The organism is Mesorhizobium sp. ORS 3428, assembly GCF_001854785.1.
GTDB lineage: Bacteria > Pseudomonadota > Alphaproteobacteria > Rhizobiales > Rhizobiaceae > Mesorhizobium.
Window position 1 is genome coordinate 255691 of sequence record NZ_MDFL01000001.1, and the last position, 18326, is coordinate 274016.

The 18326-nt window shown below is 64.6% G+C and carries 14 protein-coding genes; 5 read left to right on the top strand and 9 right to left on the bottom strand.

Annotation, left to right across the window (positions count from 1 at the left end; genetic code table 11):
- Nucleotides 1-23 precede the first annotated feature (23 nt).
- From ORS3428_RS01115 to ORS3428_RS01130, 4 genes are all read right to left on the bottom strand, one after another.
- Nucleotides 24-1316, bottom strand: a complete 1293-nt coding sequence (locus ORS3428_RS01115; RefSeq protein WP_083354955.1) for a flavin-containing monooxygenase — start codon at nt 1314-1316, stop codon at nt 24-26.
- Between the two features lie 180 nt (nt 1317-1496).
- Nucleotides 1497-3140, bottom strand: coding sequence for a helix-turn-helix transcriptional regulator (locus ORS3428_RS34180; RefSeq protein ID WP_071093954.1), 1644 nt, complete (start codon nt 3138-3140; stop codon nt 1497-1499).
- A gap of 398 nt (nt 3141-3538) precedes the next feature.
- A complete protein-coding gene (locus tag ORS3428_RS01125; RefSeq protein ID WP_071093955.1) occupies nt 3539-5611 on the bottom strand; it encodes a putative bifunctional diguanylate cyclase/phosphodiesterase in 2073 nt (690 codons plus the stop codon).
- A gap of 371 nt (nt 5612-5982) precedes the next feature.
- Nucleotides 5983-6420 (bottom strand): hypothetical protein, encoded by a 438-nt coding sequence (locus ORS3428_RS01130; RefSeq protein WP_071093956.1) that lies wholly within the window; start codon nt 6418-6420, stop codon nt 5983-5985.
- 225 nt (nt 6421-6645) lie between these two features.
- On the opposite strand from ORS3428_RS01130, the gene ORS3428_RS01135 reads away from it, so the two are divergent.
- Nucleotides 6646-7533, top strand: a complete 888-nt coding sequence (locus ORS3428_RS01135) for a dienelactone hydrolase family protein (protein ID WP_071093957.1) — start codon at nt 6646-6648, stop codon at nt 7531-7533.
- Nucleotides 7534-7561: 28 nt separating this feature from the next.
- On the opposite strand, the gene ORS3428_RS01140 is transcribed toward ORS3428_RS01135, so the two are convergent.
- Nucleotides 7562-8470, bottom strand: coding sequence for an EamA family transporter (locus ORS3428_RS01140; RefSeq protein ID WP_071093958.1), 909 nt, complete (start codon nt 8468-8470; stop codon nt 7562-7564).
- Between the two features lie 89 nt (nt 8471-8559).
- Between ORS3428_RS01140 and ORS3428_RS01145 the strand changes: the two genes are divergently transcribed.
- Entirely contained in the window at nt 8560-9036 is a 477-nt protein-coding gene (locus tag ORS3428_RS01145; protein ID WP_071093959.1) for an Lrp/AsnC family transcriptional regulator, read from the top strand.
- 96 nt (nt 9037-9132) lie between these two features.
- On the opposite strand, the gene ORS3428_RS01150 is transcribed toward ORS3428_RS01145, so the two are convergent.
- Entirely contained in the window at nt 9133-9330 is a 198-nt protein-coding gene (locus ORS3428_RS01150; protein WP_071093960.1) for a hypothetical protein, read from the bottom strand.
- A 143-nt stretch (nt 9331-9473) separates the two neighbouring features.
- A complete protein-coding gene (locus ORS3428_RS01155) occupies nt 9474-9959 on the bottom strand; it encodes a thioesterase family protein (RefSeq protein ID WP_071093961.1) in 486 nt (161 codons plus the stop codon).
- Nucleotides 9960-10124: 165 nt separating this feature from the next.
- Here ORS3428_RS01155 and ORS3428_RS01160 point away from each other — a divergent pair, with 165 nt between their 5' ends.
- Complete coding sequence (locus ORS3428_RS01160) at nt 10125-11537, top strand: FAD-binding oxidoreductase (RefSeq protein WP_071094050.1); 1413 nt, start codon at nt 10125-10127, stop codon at nt 11535-11537.
- A 78-nt stretch (nt 11538-11615) separates the two neighbouring features.
- Nucleotides 11616-15596 carry an AsmA family protein gene (locus ORS3428_RS01165; RefSeq protein WP_071093962.1) on the top strand — a complete coding sequence of 1327 codons (3981 nt, stop codon included), beginning with the start codon at nt 11616-11618 and terminating at the stop codon, nt 15594-15596.
- Nucleotides 15597-15646: 50 nt separating this feature from the next.
- On the opposite strand, the gene ORS3428_RS01170 is transcribed toward ORS3428_RS01165, so the two are convergent.
- Nucleotides 15647-16078, bottom strand: a complete 432-nt coding sequence (locus ORS3428_RS01170; RefSeq protein WP_071093963.1) for a MarR family winged helix-turn-helix transcriptional regulator — start codon at nt 16076-16078, stop codon at nt 15647-15649.
- A 207-nt stretch (nt 16079-16285) separates the two neighbouring features.
- Between ORS3428_RS01170 and ORS3428_RS01175 the strand changes: the two genes are divergently transcribed.
- Nucleotides 16286-18091, top strand: coding sequence for a chloride channel protein (locus tag ORS3428_RS01175; RefSeq protein ID WP_071093964.1), 1806 nt, complete (start codon nt 16286-16288; stop codon nt 18089-18091).
- 6 nt (nt 18092-18097) lie between these two features.
- On the opposite strand, the gene ORS3428_RS01180 is transcribed toward ORS3428_RS01175, so the two are convergent.
- A complete protein-coding gene (locus ORS3428_RS01180; RefSeq protein WP_071093965.1) occupies nt 18098-18322 on the bottom strand; it encodes a ribbon-helix-helix domain-containing protein in 225 nt (74 codons plus the stop codon).
- Between the last annotated feature and the right edge of the window lie 4 nt (nt 18323-18326).

The following is an 18326-nucleotide window of genomic DNA, read 5'->3' on the forward strand; positions in this document are numbered from 1 at the left end:
CGGCAGCGAAAGGCCAGAAGCGTCTACGTTTTGTTCCATTTTTGCGCTGCCCGCATCCGCGCGCCTATCGCATCCGCCACATAGCCGGCGTCCCTTTCCGCGCCGTGAATCATGTTGGAGGAAGGAGAGTGCTGGAACGGCAGGCTGCAGACATAGAGGCCCGGTTCACCAGTGACGACGCCGCGATATTGCCTGGGCCGGCCGCTCTCGTCGAAGATCGGCAGCTTGATCCAATCCAGTCCGGGCCGGAAGCCGGTGCACCAGACGACGTTCTCGACATCGAGGACCTTGCCGCTTTCGAGCACCGGCTTGCCATCCTCGACGGCGGCGACGCGCCCCACCCGGCTTATCCCGGCGGCATCCATCTGTTGCGGCCTTACCCGGATCAGCGGCAGGYCATGGGCGAGATGTCCGGGTCGTGCCTTCCTCCCGATGGGGGTATCCACGGAAAGCAGACGGTGGAGAACGACGYGGAAGATAAAGGGTATCACTAGGCGCAGGGCGACGGCGCCATTATAGGCGACCGGGATGTGACCGGGGTGCCGCCCTGCCAGCCACACGCGGTGCGTGGCGGAGAGGTCCATGGCAATCTCCGCGCCCGAATTGCCGGCGCCGACCAGAAGCACACCACCGGCCTTGAGTTGCGCCGGGTTCTTGTAGCCGGAAGAGTGGAATTGCCGTATCGACGGATCAAGCAGGGCGGCGAAATCGGGAATCTTCGGCTTCTGGTAGCTTGCGGCGGCAACCACGACGTGATCGGCGGTGAAACGGCTTTCGCCCGCAATGACGACGTAACGCTCGCCGTGGCGCCTGACCTCGTCGACCTTGATCCCCGTGCGTACCGGCAGGGCAAATTTCTCCGCATAGGTCTCCAGATAGTCGGCCATTTCATCCTTGGTCGGGAAGGAATAGGCGGGAGCCGGGAAGCGCATGCCCGCCAGCCCATCGAAGCGCGCCGGCGTGAAGAGGCGCAGCGAATCCCAACGCGAGCGCCAGATGTCACCGATGCGCTCGCGCGCTTCCAAGATGACGAACTTGACCCCCTTGCGGGCAAGATAGTGACCTACGGAAAGGCCGCTCTGGCCTGCGCCGACGATGACGACGTCGAAACGCTCTTCCCGCGGCGCCGGCCGAAGCTCGTTGCCTAGGTCCGCATGCTCCGCTTGCGCCTGTGCTGTGTCAGCCTGCAGCTTGATTAATGCCGCGCCGAGTTCCAGCAGCGCACCGGCGCGTGCCTTGGTCTCAGCTATGTCGACCGCGCCGGTGCCTTGCTGCTTCGTCTGGCGCACTGAAATCGGTTCGGTTGGTCGATTCATGTCCGTCTCCATCCGGCTTTGGTGAGCCACGGGAGAAGAATAGCGAACCAACCCATCGACGCGCTTCGGGGATAGACCCCATGCGGCAAAGGAAAGGCAATGGGGATTTTTCCCCACGAGAGCGGAATTTGGCCTGAGGCGATTCAGGTCAGGCCAAAGTCACCGGAAGATCGACAGGCGTCAAAGCAGGCCTTTCTGGAATGCGTAGGCGGTTGCCGCGGCGCGTGAATTGACCGCAAGCTTGTCGAAGATGTTGGAGACGTGGCGGTCGACGGTCTTTTCGCTGAGGCCAAGTTCGGCTGCTATCGCCCTGTTGGTCTTGCCTGCGGCGACGTGGCCCAGGACCTCTACCTCGCGCCGTGTCAACCCGTGCGCCGATGGTGGCGCGCGGGACTTGGCCAATGCGTTGAGACGGTCGAGATCGGGCACGGCGCCGAGTTCCGCGAAAACCGAACGCGCGGCGTCGAACTCAAGCCCCGCGCCGTCCTCGTCCCCGAGCATGCGGCAGGCCTGGCCGGCCAGCATGCGCAGCCGCGCTTCCAGGTAGGGAGCCCCGGCGCGCTGCCAGATCGCCAGCGCCGAGCGGAAATGCCCGAGCGCTGCCGCCGCGTTGCCGTCATGCATTTCGATTTCGCCTTTTGCCTGCGACGCGATCRCTCCCAGAATCTCGGTCGCGAACCGGGTGGCGGTGGCCTCCAGTTCCTGGCAGGCGTCGCGGGCCTCGTCGACCGCGCCCGCCGCGATCGCGATCTCGATCAGCGTCGGGAGCAGGCGGGCACGGCTGAGCGGTGCTTCGGTGGTGGCGAGCACGCGACGTATGGTTGCCGCCGCCTGTTCCGCCCGGCCCTGCGCGAGACGCAGCAGGGCCATACCGGGCTGCGGTTCGAGCCCGAGCCGGCTGGCATTTCGGTAAAGCGCCTCGGCGGCGGCGAATTCGCCGCGCAGGCGATGGATTTCGGCCTCCTGATAGGCGGCCCCGGCGGCCGTGTCGTTGCGGCTCGGCTTGGCAATGGGGGAAGATGCCGCCCGCCGCGACTCCGCGATCGCCTCCTGCCAATTGCCGTTCAATTCCATGATCTCGGCCCGATGCAGCATGCAGGCGCCATTGAACACGACCAGCTGCGGCTGTGCTCCACACCAGTTCGACAGGGCATCCGTCCATTCGCGAGAGCGATCGAGCGCATAGACCTGACGACATTCAGCGATGAGATTACAGTAGATGATCCCTGTGATAACTGGCGTGAGCTCGCCGCCGATCACGGGCAGCATGGCCTCATCCAGAGATGCGATGCCTTCCTCGACACGCCCTTCCCGCACCAGGGCACGGCCGAGAACGCATCTGGCGAAGGCTATCAGGTCGATGTCGCAGCAGCGTTCGCCTATCGCCAGCGCCTGCCTTGCAAGCGCGGCGGATGTCTCGTCGCTGCCTGCCCTGAGGTCCTTCTGGGCCGCCAGCAAAACCAGATAGCCCTGTGTTGAGCATTCGCGACCAAAGCTCTCCGCAAGGCGCTGCGCCCGCTGCAGCCACGCGGTTGCACGGCCATGCTCGCCCAATACCAGCAGCCGGGAGCCATGGAAGCACGCCCAATATGCCGCMCGGTCGTCACGGCCCGCATCGCTATGCGCTTTGACGAGGCGTTCGGCTGCGGCAAGGATATCCGTATCGCGATCCAGCATTCCAGCCGACCAGAACATCCGTTCCAGATCGTCTGTTCCCAAAGCGGTGGCTTCGTCCGCGGCCTGCAGCAACCCCAGCGCATCCGCCCATGCCCGCTTCTCATAGGCATCGCGGGCGCGTCGGAGTATTGAGGCGACGCTATCCATCAGCGAGACATAGCACCGCCCGACGTGCCGCTGAAAGGCCATTCAGCACGGGCGTGTGCTCACGCACTATTATCCACGTGATGCCGGCCGTGCAGGCAACAGCCCGGCAATTGCCTTCGCCGGCCGACTAGTTCAAAGGCCGTGACGGCTCCTCAGGGGGCACCTGGCCGAGTACCTGGTTGGTGAGATCCGGGCCGGCGGCCGCTTCGGCCTGTTTGACCAAGCGCGCTCGCAGCGACGACAGCAAGCCGCCGCCCGAACCAGGCGCGGCGCCGGCCCGGTCACGGCTCGGTCGGTACCAAGCCGGGCGACTATGTGATGGCCTACACATTGCCGAAGTAGATGGATGATATTCGGCGAACGGCTCGGCCCGCGCTGAATTTCAGCTGTCTATTGCGTTAGGCGACGGCCTGGGTGGGCATTGCAACTGACATTGTGCTCATGTCAACGCCAGGCCGAGAGGCCGGCGCGAAGATATCGGCGAAGGGGGCCGGGCGGCCGAGCAGGTATCCTTGCGCTTCGTTGCAGCCTTCCACGCGCAGGATCGCCAACTGGCTGTGCGTCTCCACGCCTTCGGCGAGCACAGGGATATGGAGGCTTTGGCCGAGCGCCAGCACGGCGCGGATGATGGCCTTCGCCTGCGGGCTGGTTTCGACTTCGGACATGAAGGAGCGGTCGAGCTTGATCTTGTCGAACGGGAAGGCGCGCAGCGTTTCCAGCGAGGAATAGCCTGTGCCGAAATCGTCAATGGCGATGGTGACGCCAAGCGCCTTGATCCGCCGCAGGATGTTCAAGGTGCGGATTTTGTCGGCGATGATGGTGGATTCGGTGATCTCCAACTCGAGCCGGCTCGGCTTGAGGCCGGTTTCCAGCAATATCTCGTGGATCAGCTTCGGCAAGTCGGCATGGGCGAACTGGACCGGAGAGAGATTGACCGCGACCTTGTAGAGGGTTTCCCACGACGCTGCTTTGGCGCAGGCGGTGCGCAAAACCCATTCACCGAGCGGCAGGATGAGGCCGTTTTCCTCGGCGAGCGGGATGAACTCCGCCGGAGAGACATTACCGCGTGTCGGGTGCTTCCAGCGCAGCAAAGCCTCATAGCCGCGGATTTCCCCGGTCGAGACCGATGTCTGCACCTGATAGTGCAGGTCGAGCTGGCCGTTCTCRACAGCGTCTCGGAGGTCGTTGGCGAGCGTGCGGTTGGCGCGAACAGCCTCATCCATGGCCTGCTCATAGAAGCACACGCTTTGCGTCACATTCGCCTTGGCCCGGTACATCGCCAGGTCGGCGTTATTGACGAGGGTTTCGCGGTTCTGGGCGTCGGTGGGGTAGATGGCGACGCCAAGGCTGGCGCCGGTAGCCGTTTCGACCTCGGCGATCCGGATCGGCGCCATCAGCGCAGCCTCCAGACGGGAGACGAAATCCAGAAGGTCCGATTGCGCTTTCATGCGCTTGACCCCGGCAAACTCGTCGCCGCCGAGCCGCGCGATGAACTCGCCTTCCTGGAGGAGCGCACTCATTCGTCCGGCGAGCGTCTTGAGCGCCATGTCCCCGGCGCCATGGCCCCAGATGTCGTTGATTTCCTTGAACCGGTCGAGATCGATGCCGACGACCGCCACCTTGCAGCCGAGTTCCCTGGCGCGGTCGATCTCACGGTCGAGGTATTCGTTGAAGTTAGCCCGGTTCGGCAGGCCGGTGAGAGTGTCATTCATCGCGAGGTGGTTCAGGCGCTCGACGGTCTCCAAGCGCGTGCGGTCGTCGATCAGGTAGCTGGCGAGCCCGGTGCCGACGATAATCAGCCCGGCCACCGCGATGCCAAGCGCCATGGCATGCAAGGCCGCCGCATCGGTATGGCTGGCCTGAGTTGCCAGCGGCGTCACCCGCAGCGCGGCCATCGCGGTGAAGTGAAGGCTGACGATGGCCGTGACAAGGATCGCCGCGGCCCAATATTTATGGCCAGCTATCCGGCTGTCGAGGGCGACGCTGAGCGAAAGGCAGGCAAAGACCACGGATAGCGCGATAGATGCCACCAAATAAGCCATATCCCATTCGACAAGGCCGTCGACGCGGTAGGCGGCCATGCCGGTATAGTGCATGCCGGAGATCGCCAGGCCGACAATGGTGCCGCCGACGATGGGGGCAATGCGCGGGGCATGGCCCGTCGCTGCGATGAAGCCGGCGGCGGTACCCGCCATGGCGATGAACAGAGAGGCAATCGTCAGGACCGGATCGAAGGTGATCGGCGCGCCGGGGTCATAGGCCAGCATGGCGACGAAATGCGTGCACCAGATCGACGATCCCGCGCACACCCCGGTCAGGAAATGCCAGCCTATCTGCTGCAGACCGGTCGCTTCATGGGCTCGAAGGAAAAGCCTGATCGTCGCCCAGGACCCGGCGCTGCAGACCAGCGCCGCGACCAGCACAAGCCAGAGATTGTGCTCTACAGTCACGCAGGAGATGACGCGCATCATGGCCTGATTGCCTCTTCGATCTCGGAGGTGCAGACCTTCTTCCCTCGTCAAACCGCGCCCGGCGTTCGTGTGCGCGAACGTCCGATTTCCAGATCAGGGCTCGGAGTACGACATAGGCATAAAGAGGCAGTCGCCCCAACGCGGAATACCGATAACTCAATGCTGAACTTGGAATGCAACCGCTAATGAGCGGTTAATTGCATCGGCGCCGGCCATGCGGGCACGGAGCATGGTTTCCGGAATGTGTAGGATGAGACAGCAAAACAATGTCGATATCTTCGGACCGATCCGTCGCAGGCGAAGATAATTGTCCACCAACCAGCATGGCCGCCGCAGTGATCGAGCGGAGCGGCTCTGGCGCTCCGACCAAACTAAAGGCCGAGATGGCTCCTGAGGCTGGGCACCTGGCCGAGCACCTGGTTGGTAAGATCCGGGCCAGCGGCCGCTTCAGCCTGCTTGATCAGGGTCTCGCCGGCCTGACGGATCTGCGCCATGTCGAGGCCGGATTCCTTAAGAACCGCGACGCCGTTGATCAGCGCGCCGGCCTTTTCGCCGAGCACGCTGCCCAGCGCGCCCTGCAGCGACGACAGCAAGCCGCCGCCCGAACCAGGCGCGGCGCCGGCGGCCATCACATCGTACTGCTGGGCCAGCGCATCGGCGCCGGGGATCTTGGCGAAGAAGGACGAGACGCTGGTGCCTTCCGCCTCGTGCTCGAGCACCGAGAAGATGGTGCCGACGACCTTTTCGGTGGTCGCTTGGTCCAACCCTGTCTTTTGCGAAACTGTGTTGACGATATCCTGGACGTTCATGGCGTTCCCCTTTGTCGTTTGGATCGGACGCGGCCGCGTCGGCAGCTTCCTTTCCTAATGTGACGGCACCATCAAGACCTTCGGAAATGACCAAAATGTGATGGGCGCCCCAGGGTGCCTATTGCGCCGCGATCGGGCGCACCAAATCGTCACCTGTCCGTGACTGGACCGCGCAAGCTTCAACCCTATCTTGCGCGTCAGCCCGTCCGGACGCCGAGGAGAGCCATGACCGAACCTGCTGCCAAGCCCGTCATCACTCAGGCGATGATCGATGCCTATGACGAGTACACGCACCTCACCCTCGACCGGCGGAGATTCATGGAGCAGCTGACCAAGCTTGCCGGGTCGGGCGCGGCGGCCGCGGCGATCGCACCGATGCCGGCGGCTAATTCGGCCAAGGCGGCGATCGTCGCCGAGAACGATCCGAGGGTGAAGGGTGAAGACATCACCTATCCGGGGAGCAGCGGCGAGATGAAGGGCTATCTGGTCAAGCCGGCGAACCGGTCTGACAAGCCCGGAATGGTCATGGTCGTCCATGAGAACCGGGGTCTCAACCCGCATATCCGCGATGTCGCCCGGCGCGTGGCGGTGGAAGGCTTCGTTGCGCTGGCGCCCGATTTCCTGTCGCCGCTCGGCGGCACGCCCACCGACGAGGACAGGGCACGCGACATGTTCACCAACCTCGATGCTGCCCAAGTCGCGGCCGATGGCGTCGCGACCGTCGCCTATCTCAAGGGCGACAAGGACGGTAACAGCAAGGTCGGCGCGGTCGGATTCTGCTGGGGCGGTGGCGCGGTGAACACGCTCGCCGTCCATTCACCGGACCTCAGCGCCGCAGTCGCCTATTACGGCATGCAGCCGAAAGCCGAGGATGTGCCGAAGATCAAGGCCGCGCTGCTGTTGCATTATGCCGGGCTGGACAAACGCATCGACGCCGGCATCGATGCCTACAAGAAGGCCCTCGATGCCGCGCATGTCGAGTACAAGGTCTTCATCTACGACGGCGTCAATCACGCCTTCAACAATGACACCTCGGCCGCCCGTTATGACAAGAAGGCGGCCGATCTTGCCTGGGGGAGGACGGTCGCCTTCCTCAAGGAGAAGCTGGCCTGACCTGAGTCTCGACACGCCTCACCTTTGCTCACTTCGGGGCGGGCTTGTGCAGGGCGACGCCCGCCACGACCAGCGCGATACCGAGGCAATCGCTGAGGCTCGGAACCTGCCTCAGCACGATGACACCGATCAGCGTCGCGGTGAGCGGCAAGAGCGAGAGCATCAGTGCGAAGCTCGCGCGCGGCAGCCGCGCCATGGCGAGCTGGTCGCAGATGTAGGGAATAACCGAGGAGCAGACGCCGACGCCGATGGCGGCGAACAGCAGTTGCGGCGCCGTGAAGGCCGGCAGTGCTTCGCTGAAGCCGATGGGCAGCACAACGAGGAAAGCGATCGCCATCGCTGTGCCGAGGCCGGCTATGCCGATGCCGGTCTGGGCGACGCGGTGGCCGATGACGATGTAGCCGACGAACAGCGCGCCGTTGAGAAAGGCCCAGAACAGACCAATGGGATCGCTGGACCATTTGATATCGATCAGCAGCAAGGTGCCGGCGACGGCAATGGCCAGCGCCGCGAAATTGCGCCGGCTTCTGAGACCCGCCAGTGCTACGGCGATCGTGCCGACGAATTCGATTGCGGCGACCAGCGAGATCGGCAGGCGGTCGAGAGCGAGATAGAACGAGCAGTTCATCACCGCCAGGCAGGCACCGAAGGCAAACAGGAGCAGGCGGTCCCGTCGGTCGACCTGCACGAAGACGGTCCACGGCCTGGTGAGCGGTGCGAAGATGAGCGCGGCCGAGGCGATGCGCAGCCAGGCCATGCCGAGCACGCCGACCTGAGCGAACAGCAGCACGGCGAAGGCCGGCCCGAGATAGTGGAAGACCGCGCTGACGCAGAACCAGACATGCGGCGGCAGCGTATTGGYCAGCACTGCGAGAGCAGGGCGGCCGGCTTCGCTGGYGGCCTGGTTTGCGAGCGGCGCTTGCGCTTGAGATTTCATGCGATCATTATCGCAGGCGAAACTTATGCTTTATATGGAAGATAGAAGGGAAGATTGGCCTTTTCCTGCATAGAAATGAGGGTATCTTCTTGAAGCGCCTTCGAAATGAAAATGCCGATCTGGATGCGGCGGACCTGAAGATCCTGCGGCTCCTGGAAAAGGATGCGCGCACCAGCACGGYGGAGCTGGCGCGGGCCGTCGGGCTCTCGGCGCCGAGCGTGGCCGAGCGCATCCRCAAGCTGCAGGAGAACGGCGTGATCGAGGCCTATACGGTCAGGATCAATCCGGCAGCACTCGGCATGAAGCTGTCGGCATGGCTGCGGATCAGGCCGGTTCCCGGGCAGCTTTCCGTCGTGACCGAGATCATCCGCGACCTACCGGAAATCGCGCAATGCGACCGGGTTACCGGCGAGGATTGCTTCATTGCGCTGGCGCATGTCGGCTCGGTGGCCGAACTGGAGCGGCTGATCGACAGGATCATTCCCTATGCGATGACCAACACCGCCATCATACAGTCGTCGCCAGTCGAGCCGCGTTCGCCGCTCGGCGGTCTTAAGGCGCGCTGAGGAGGTTCGCCGTTTCACGGAAACGGCGAACCGCTCTCTGGTTGTTTTGACGCAATTCCCGGGCGGAAAACCGCTGCGCACTTTTCCTGGAATTGCTCAAACACGCCCGCGCTTCATGCGCGCCTGCTTGAGAATCGCTCGCCAGCGAATCATGTCGAAGGGGATCGGCTCGTTGTTGTTGGCGATGTGGAAGATCTCGTTGTTGACGTTCTTCAGCGATCGCCAGAAATCATAGTCGGTGATACGCGGATCGGCCGCCAACCGCTCCACTTCGACCTTGATGTCGGTTTTCATGCACTTGCCTCGCACCGCATTCCGCCAGCCGTCCGCGCATAACCCGGTATGGCGGTTTTCGAACGCGCCGCTGAGTCGTTCAACGCCTCAACCGGCTTGTTCACGTTAAAACCTTGGTAAGGTTAACGCGGGCGCGCGGGTTTTCAAGCGCTCTTGCGCTTGATGCCGATCGAGCGGCCGGCGCGCTCAGGCATCGGCAGCGCGGCATGGGCGGCGCGCATCGCCTCGACCCTGGCCAGCACGTCGGCGGGGAAGGGGGCGACCTTCGGTCCGGCCATGTCGACATGCAGCGCAAGCTGCTCGGAAGTTGCGGCCAGCCAGCCGTCGACATGGCGGATTTCCTGATAGGCTCTCAGCCGCTTCTCGTCATGGTCGATAAGCTGGAACGAGACCTTCACCTTGTGGTCGAGATGCAGCTCCTGCACGTAGCAGACATGGACTTCCGCCGTATAGATGGTGAAGCGGCGCTCTTTGGCGTAGTTCGGCCCCATGCCCATCAATTCGAAAGCTTCGTCCGAGCAGCGATCGAACAGCACGTTGTAATAGGCCATGTTGAGATGGCCGTTGTAGTCAATCCAGTCCCTCTCGATCGCCATCGGGTTGGAAATGATCGGCGCGGGCATCGTCATCTGGTTTTCCTCGATCGTCGCTGGACAGGGCGTGGCTGGGAGGGTTCTCTTTGTTCTGGAGCAATTCCGGACGGAAAACCGCTTCACAGTTTTCCTGGAATTGCTTTAGGCATCATCCATAGCTGCATGGCAAGAGTGGCCGCTGGTCCATTCGCGGAGGAATTCATGGCTTTGAGCGACCTCAATCCCGTCGAGCGCAACGAGGAAGGCATCGCCACGGTGCTCGGCATCCTCAAGCAGCGCTTCGGAGAGCGCTTCCAGACCGGCGAGGCGATCCGCAGCCAGCATGCGCACACCACCACCTACATCCCGACCCAGGCGCCGGACGGCGTCGCCTATGCCGAATCGACGCCGGAGGTGCAGGAGATCGTGCGCGCCTGCGCCGCGCATCGCGTGCCGGTCATCGCCTTCGGCGTCGGCTCCTCGCTCGAGGGCCACACCAACGCGCCCGGCGGCGGCATCYCGATCGACACCTCGCRCATGAACYGCATCCTTTCGGTCAATCCGCAGGATCTCGACTGCACAGTCGAGCCCGGCGTGACGCGCGAGGACCTCAACCGGCACCTGCGCGACACCGGCCTGTTCTTCCCGATCGATCCGGGCGCCAATGCCTCGCTCGGCGGCATGGCAGCGACACGCGCCTCCGGCACCAACGCCGTGCGCTACGGCACGATGCGGGAGAACGTGCTGTCGCTGACCGCGGTCATGGCCGATGGCGAGGCGGTGACGACCGGCAAGCGGGCGAAGAAGAGTTCGGCCGGCTACGACCTGACGCGGCTTTTGGTCGGCTCGGAAGGCACTCTGGGCATCATCACGTCGCTGACGCTCCGCCTGCAGGGCATTCCGCAGGCGATCTCTGGCGGCGTCTGCCCGTTCCCGACTCTTGAGGCGGCCTGCAACACGGTGATAGCGACCATTCAGATGGGCATTCCGGTGGCGCGCATCGAACTGGTCAACGCGCTGCAGATGCGGGCGATGAAGAACCATTCGAAGCTCGACTATCCCGAAAGCCCGTGCCTGTTCGTCGAATTCCATGGCAGCGACGCCGGCGTCGCCGAACAGGCCGAGACCTTCGGCATGATCGCCGATGAGCAGGGCGGGGGCCCGTTCCTGTGGACCAGCGTCGCCGAGGAGCGGACGAAGCTCTGGAAGGCGCGGCACGACGCCTATTGGTCGTCGCTGACGCTGCGTCCCGGCGCCAAGGGGCTTTCGACCGATGTCTGCGTGCCGATCTCGCGCCTTGCTGAATGCGTGACGGAAACCGAGGCCGACATTGCCGAGATGGGCCTGATCGCGCCGATCGTCGGCCATGCCGGCGACGGCAATTTCCACGTTTTGGTACTGATGGACGTCGACAACCCACAAGAGATCGCGCTTGCGGAGAAATTCGTCGCCAGGCTCAATATGCGTGCGATCGCCATGGAGGGAACCTGCACCGGCGAGCACGGTATCGGCCAGGGCAAGGTCGGCTTCCTGCGCCATGAGCTCGGCCACGGCGTCGACGTGATGCGGACCATCAAGCAGGCGCTCGATCCGCTGAACATCATGAATCCGGGCAAGATCCTGCCGCGAGCCTAGAGACTCGCCGGCGGAATTGCCTCTTTATCGACACGCGGATGCAGGTAGAGTGCGGCTGACTTTCAATCCGGAGAGCAGATGCTCGCACGCCTGTTCGTGATCTTCGGTGGCCTGTTCGTGYTGGTGCTGTGCGCGGCGCTGGTGGTGCCGTATTTCATCGACTGGACCGGCTATCGCGGCGATTTCGAGCGCGAGGCGAGCACCATCCTCGGCCRCAAGGTGACGGTGAAAGGCGACGCCACCGCACGGCTTCTGCCGTTCCCGTCAGTGACCTTCTCGAATGTCGAGGTTGCCGGCGGCCCTGGCGGCCAGCCGGCAATGACGGTCGAAACGTTCTCGATGGATGCGGAACTGGCGCCCTTCCTGCGCGGCGAGCTGCTGATCTTCGACATGCGGCTGGTGCATCCGAAAGCAACCATCGACGTCGCCGGCGACGGCACGGTCGACTGGGCGATCCGGCCCTCGACGCCTTTCGATCCCAACCAGATCGCGATCGAGAAGCTGACCGTGACCGAAGGGCAGATCGAACTGCGCCATGCCGCCGGCGGGCGGAGCCACCTGATTACCGAGCTCGACTCGACGATTTCCGCCAAATCGCTTGCCGGCCCATGGCGGATGGACGGCACGCTGCGGTTCGACGGCATGCGCACGGAAGTATCCGCCTCCACCGGCAAGGTGGAGGCAGACGGCCAGATGCGGCTAAGGGTGAAAGCCGATCCAGAGGACTACCCTCTGGCTTTCGAGACCGACGGCAATGCCGGCATCGTCAAGGGCGCGGCGGCCTATTCCGGCCAGTTCAAGATTGCAAACGCGGACAAAAACGCTGGCGACAGGAGCTCGGTTGAACTGCGCGGCACCGATGGCGAGCCGGTCAAGGCCAGCGCCGGCAAGCCTGATCCGGGCTTTCGGCTCAACGGCAAGTTCGCGCTCGACCATCGGAAGCTCAATGTCGATGAGTTCCGCTTCGAAACCGGACCACTCGACAATCCCTACACCGCCGACGGGAAGGCCTCGGTCGATCTCGGCCTCAAGCCGCATTTCTCGATCGAGGCGAGCGGCGCGCAGGTTCAGTTCGACGAGGCCGTCGGCGGGGCTGCGGGAGCAGGGCTGACGCTCGATCAGCGCATAGCGGCGTTCGAGCAGACGCTGCTGCACATGCCGAAGCCGACGATCCCGGGCACGGTCGAGGTCCGGCTGCCGGCGGTGGTGGCGGGCGACACGACAGTGCGCGACGTGCGCCTTTCGGCCGAGCCGGCCGAGGGCGGCTGGTCGGTGAAGTCGCTTGCCGCGACGCTGCCCGGCCGCGCGACGCTCGAAGCCAATGGCATGCTGAGCGTCGAAGACCATTTCGGCTTCAGGGGCTCGTTGCTGCTTGCGGTCGGACAGCCATCCGGCTTCGCCGCCTGGCTATCGAAGGATGTCGATGAGGCGATCCGCCGCCTGCCGGCGGCGGGCTTCAGGGCCAAGGTCGATCTCAGCGAGAACCGGCAATCCTTCAGCGATCTCGAACTCATCCTCGGCAAGGCGAAATTCTCGGGCAGCATCGATTCCAGCCAGCCCGAGGGTGCGAGGCCATCGGTGCTGATGCGGCTGGAAGGCGGCGATCTCGATGTCGACGGCCTGGCGGCCTTCGCCTCGATCTTCGTCAGCGACAAGGGCGCCAACCGGTTTTCGGACCGCGACCTCGATTTCCAGATCAAGGCGGGCCCGGTCAGCGCTGGGGGGCTGACGGCCGATACACTGGATACGGCGTTGAGACTTCGCCAGGGATTGCTCGAAATCGACCGGCTTTCAGTCGGCGGGCTTGCCGGCGCCTCGATCAGCGCCACCGGCCGCATCAAGGATTTCCCGCAGAGCCCGACCGGCAAGCTCGACGCTTCCGTCGTTGCCGTCGATCTGAAGCCACTGATCGATGTCGCAGCACAGCATTATCCGGACAATCAGGTTCTGAAGGGCCTGGCCGCCCGTGCGGCTGCCTATCCCGAACTGTTCCAGGACGCCCGCATCGACCTGGTGACGAGTGCCGCCGACAATGGCGACGGCACCACGGGGCTTGCGCTTTCCGCGCACGGCAAGGCCGGCGGCTCGACCTTTTCGGCTTCGCTCTCGGGCAAGGGGTCGCCGGATCGACTTCCGGAGGCGCCGGTATCGCTTACCTTCAACGCCAGGAACGAGAATGCCGCCACGCTGCTTGCGCTCTACGGCCTGCCGGCGCTGCCGCTCGGCATGCTTGGACAGGCGACCACCGACGTCACTGCGAAAGGTTCGCTAGGGGGCGGTCTGGCGACCAGCTTCAACCTGACGGCCGATGAATTCAGGGCGAGTTTTGACGGGACCGTCGCCGAGACGGAGCAAGGCGCCACGGCGAAGGGCAAGGTCAATCTCGACGCCGCCGATATCGAGCCGTGGCTGATGACGACCGGTGTCGGGCTGCCCGGCATGGGCACGGGCACTTCGGCATCGCTCGCCGCCGATGCCGATTTCGGCAGCGGGCTTCTGGTGCTGAGCGGCCTCAACGGTGCGATCAACAAGGCGGCGGTGTCCGGCGACGTCAATGTCGACATGAAGGACGGACTGCCGCATCTTGCCGGCGCGCTGGCGCTCGACGAGCTCGATCTCGATCCGCTGGCGGTCTCGCTGTTCGGCGACCAGTCCTTCAGTCCCGCCAAGAAAGGCTGGCCAACCGCGCCGTTCAGCCAGAAGTCGACCCTGCCGTTTAGCGCCGATCTCGACCTCAACACGGCAGCCCTCGCCGCCGGACCGTTCGCCACCGCGCATGACGCCGCCCTGTCGCTGAAGCTCGACCAGGAAGGCATCCATGTCTCAGACATCAAGGCCAAGCTCTTTGGCGGTGCGCTGACCGGCCTGCTCGAGCTCAAGAACACGGAAGGCACCGGCCTGTTTTCGGCGCAGCTGAAGCTGGCCGGCGGCGACCTGTCCGCCGTGCTGCCGGGTGCCGGCATCAGCGCCAGCGGCGACATCTCGGCGGCGCTGTCGACCAGCGGCAAGTCGGTCGATGCGATGGTTGCCGCCTTGTCCGGGTCCGGCACGGCAGCGCTGAAAGGCTTGACCATTGCCGGCATCAATCCCGATGCCTTTGCGCCCATCATCGCGAAGGCCGACGCTATAGGGCGCGACATCGATGCCGCCAAAACAGCCGGTTTCGCGCCGCAGATCGCCGGGGAGGGCAGTTTCCCGGCTGGCGACACGGAGATCGCCTTCACAGTTGCCAACGGCACGCTGCGGGCGCCGCCGATCAGCCTCAACAGCCCGGCGGCGACCCTGTCGGCAGACGTCATGGCAGACCTCAACGCCGGCACAGTCTCCGCCAAGGGCGCGATCACCTATCATCCCGGCGACGAGGCGCTGGTCGGCTCCGAGCCGGCGGTGAATTTCAGCCTTGCCGGGCCGCTCGGGGCGATGGCGCCTGAGTTCGACAGCGCGCCGCTGGCGCAGTTCCTGACGCAGCGCGCGCTGGAGAAGGAGCAGCAGCGGGTCGAGGCCATGCAGGCGGAACTGCTCGAGAAGCAGAGGCTGCGGCGTGAGGTGCGCTACTACGCGGCGCTCCAAACCGAACGCGATCGCGCGGCCGAGGAGTTGCGCCGGCAAGAGGAAGAGGCGCGGCAGAAGGCAGAGGCCGAAGCCCGGGCGAAAGCCGAGGCTGAGGCGCAGGCAAAGGCAGAAGCGGAGGCGCAGGCAAAGGCGGAAGCCGAAGCAAAAGCCAAGGCGGAAGAAGAGGCGAGGGCGAAGGCTGAGGCCGACGCGAAGGCTCAGGCCGAGGCGCGCGCCAAAGAGGAGGCTGAAGCGAAAGCCAAGGCCGAGGCCGATGCGAAGGCCAAGGCCGAACAGCAAGCCGCCGACGAGGCGGCCAAGGCGCAGGCCGAGGCGGACCGCAAGAAGGCGGAGCAGGCGAGGCTGGAGGCCGAGCGCAAGGCGAGTGAAACAAAGATCGAGCGCGTGCCGCTGCCGCCCGCCAACGACAATGCGCAGCCCCCGCCGAAACCCAAGGCCAACCCGTTCACGATCGACAATCTGCTGAAATCGCTGGACGGCGGATAGCGGCTGTTCGTCCTGAGGGCCCCGRCAATTCCGGATTCAGCTTGCGATGTTCAGGACGGTTCCTGACGAAAAAGCAGCCGGCGCAGCATTGGCTCGATCCGCGAAAGCTCGTCGAGATGGACGGCCGACAATTCGGCGAGGCGATCATCGGCGAGAGGCGTGAGCTGCAGCAGCACGCGGCGGTGGTCGGCCTTGTCCTGATCCCTCGTGACCAGTCCGGCCTCGCTGAGGCGGTTCACCAGTTCGACGGCGCTGTGGTGTCGGATGCGCAACCGCTCCGCCAGATCGCCGATCGCCACCGGCCCGCCGCCGGGGTAGCCCTTGATCGCCAGCAGCGCCTGGTGCTGGCGCGGGGTCAGGCCAGCCTCGTTCGCCTGGAGCTGGCTGAATTCAAGGAAACGGCGGATCAGATAGCGGAACTGCGACAGCCGCTGGTAGTCGGCTTGGCTGATGGCGGGGCGTGCTTTCTTCGGCGGCGTCATTTCCCGACTTATGGACCATTCCGGCGAAAGCTCAACTCCTACGAAAGCTCAGGGCGGCTCGGCGCGACCCTGTTCAGCTCGATCCTTGTCCAAAATGACGCGGATCGATGATCGAGAAACGCCCTTGAAGAATTATATCGTGTTACGATATGTAGCCGCGCGAAAAACCGGACGGCGGGTGCGCCGCCAGAAAGCTCAGGCTCCCCAATGAAATCCGCTCATGCCGGAAACGGCCACCTCCGCGACTTCACCACCGATCCGCGTGTGCTCATCATCGCGGCAATCGCGGTYGTGGTCGCGACCGCGGGGCTGTTTGCCGGCATCGTGCTCTTGAAGCTCATCCGGCTCGCTACCAACATCGCCTATTTCGGCCAGTTCACGCTGGCGGAGCTCAGGCTCGAGGATACCCCGCTCGGCTATGCCGCCGTGATCGTGCCGGTGATCGGCGCGCTGATCATCGGCCTGATGGCCCGCTTCGGCAGCGAGAAGATCCGCGGCCACGGCATTCCCGAAGCCATCGAGGCCATCCTGCTCGGCCGCTCGCGGCTCGACGCCAAGGTCGCGGTGCTGAAGCCGCTGTCGTCGGYGATCTCGATCGGCTCGGGCGGCCCGTTCGGCGCCGAAGGCCCGATCATCATGACCGGGGGCGCCATCGGCTCGCTGATCGCCCAGATGCTGCCGGTCAGCGACAATGAGCGCAAGACGCTGCTGGTGGCGGGCGCAGCGGCCGGCATGACGACGGTATTCGGAACGCCGATCGCGGCAATAATGCTGGCCGTCGAGTTGCTGCTGTTCGAATGGACGCCGCGCAGCTTCATCCCGGTCGCCGTCGCGGCCATCGTCGCCGAGGTCGAACGCACCTTGCTGCACCTGCCGGGCCCAATCTTTCCGTTCTCAGGCAGCATGGAGCCGTCGGTCGCCGGATTGGGCGGCTGGGTGTTGGTCGGTATTGCCGCCGGGCTCCTTTCGGGCCTGCTGACGCAAATGGTCTATGCCTGCGAGGACGCCTTCCAGAAGCTGCCCATCCACTGGATGTGGTGGCCGATGATCGGCGGACTTGTGGTCGGCATCGGCGGGCTGATCGAGCCGCAGGCGCTCGGCGTCGGCTACGACAACATCGCCAATATGCTCGATGGCCGTGTCGTCGCGGGCGCGGCGCTCATGCTGCTGGTGGCGAAGGCCGTGATCTGGTCGGTGGCGCTGGGATCCGGAACGTCGGGCGGCGTGCTGGCGCCCCTGCTGATCATGGGCGGCGCGATGGGAGCGGCGCTTGCCGGCATCCTGCCCGAGGCGACGCCTGGCTTCTGGCCACTGCTGGCGATGGCCGCGACCATGGGCGGTACCATGCGCGCGCCGCTGACCGCGACCTTCTTCGCGGTCGAGCTTACCGGCAATACTCACATGCTGGTGCCGCTGATCGCAGCCTGCGCCACCGCTCACGCCGTCACCGTGCTGTTGATGAAGCGCTCGATCCTGACCGAAAAGGTGGCGCGGCGCGGGCATCATCTCGTGCGCGAGTATCGCGTCGATCCCTTCGCGCTGACCAGGGTGCGCGAAGTGATGACCACCAAGGTCGAGAGCGTGCCGGCAACGATGACGTTGCATGGCGCGGCCGCCTTCCTCACCGCGCCGGAGACGCGGCATCCGAGCTTCCCTGTGATCGACGAGGAAGGGCATGTGCTCGGCCTCATCGATCCGCCCGCTATCCTGCGCTGGCGTCGTGCCGGCATGCATCGCAAGACGACGCTCGGCGAGCTGCTTGYCGGCAGCAAGGTCACGCTCGCCTATCCGGACGAATATCTGGAGGGGCTGTCGGACAAGCTTCTCTTGGCCAATGTCTCGCACCTGCCAGTCGTCTCGCGCGAGGATGCCCGGCTCGTCGGCTATGTCGGCTGGAAGGATCTGATGCGGGTGCGCTCGAAGAAGCAGGCGGAGGAACGAGACCGCTCCGCCTTGCTCAGCTTCGGAGCCAAGCGCAAGGCACAGCAAAGCATCGGCGATACGACGACGTAGTTGCTTTCAGGACTTGCCGCCGCGCTTGGCCCAGGCCAGCACATAGAGCCTCAGGGCGGAGGAGAGGTTGGCGTCACGGGTCCGCGTTGCATCGATCTCGGCGACAAGGGCCGCCAGCGAGATCGAACGCTCTGCCGCGATCGCTACGAGGTCATCGTAGAAGGGCTGCTCCAAGGAAAAACTGGTGCGGTGGCCGCGGATCGTCACCGAGCGTTTTTCGACCGCGGCCATCTCA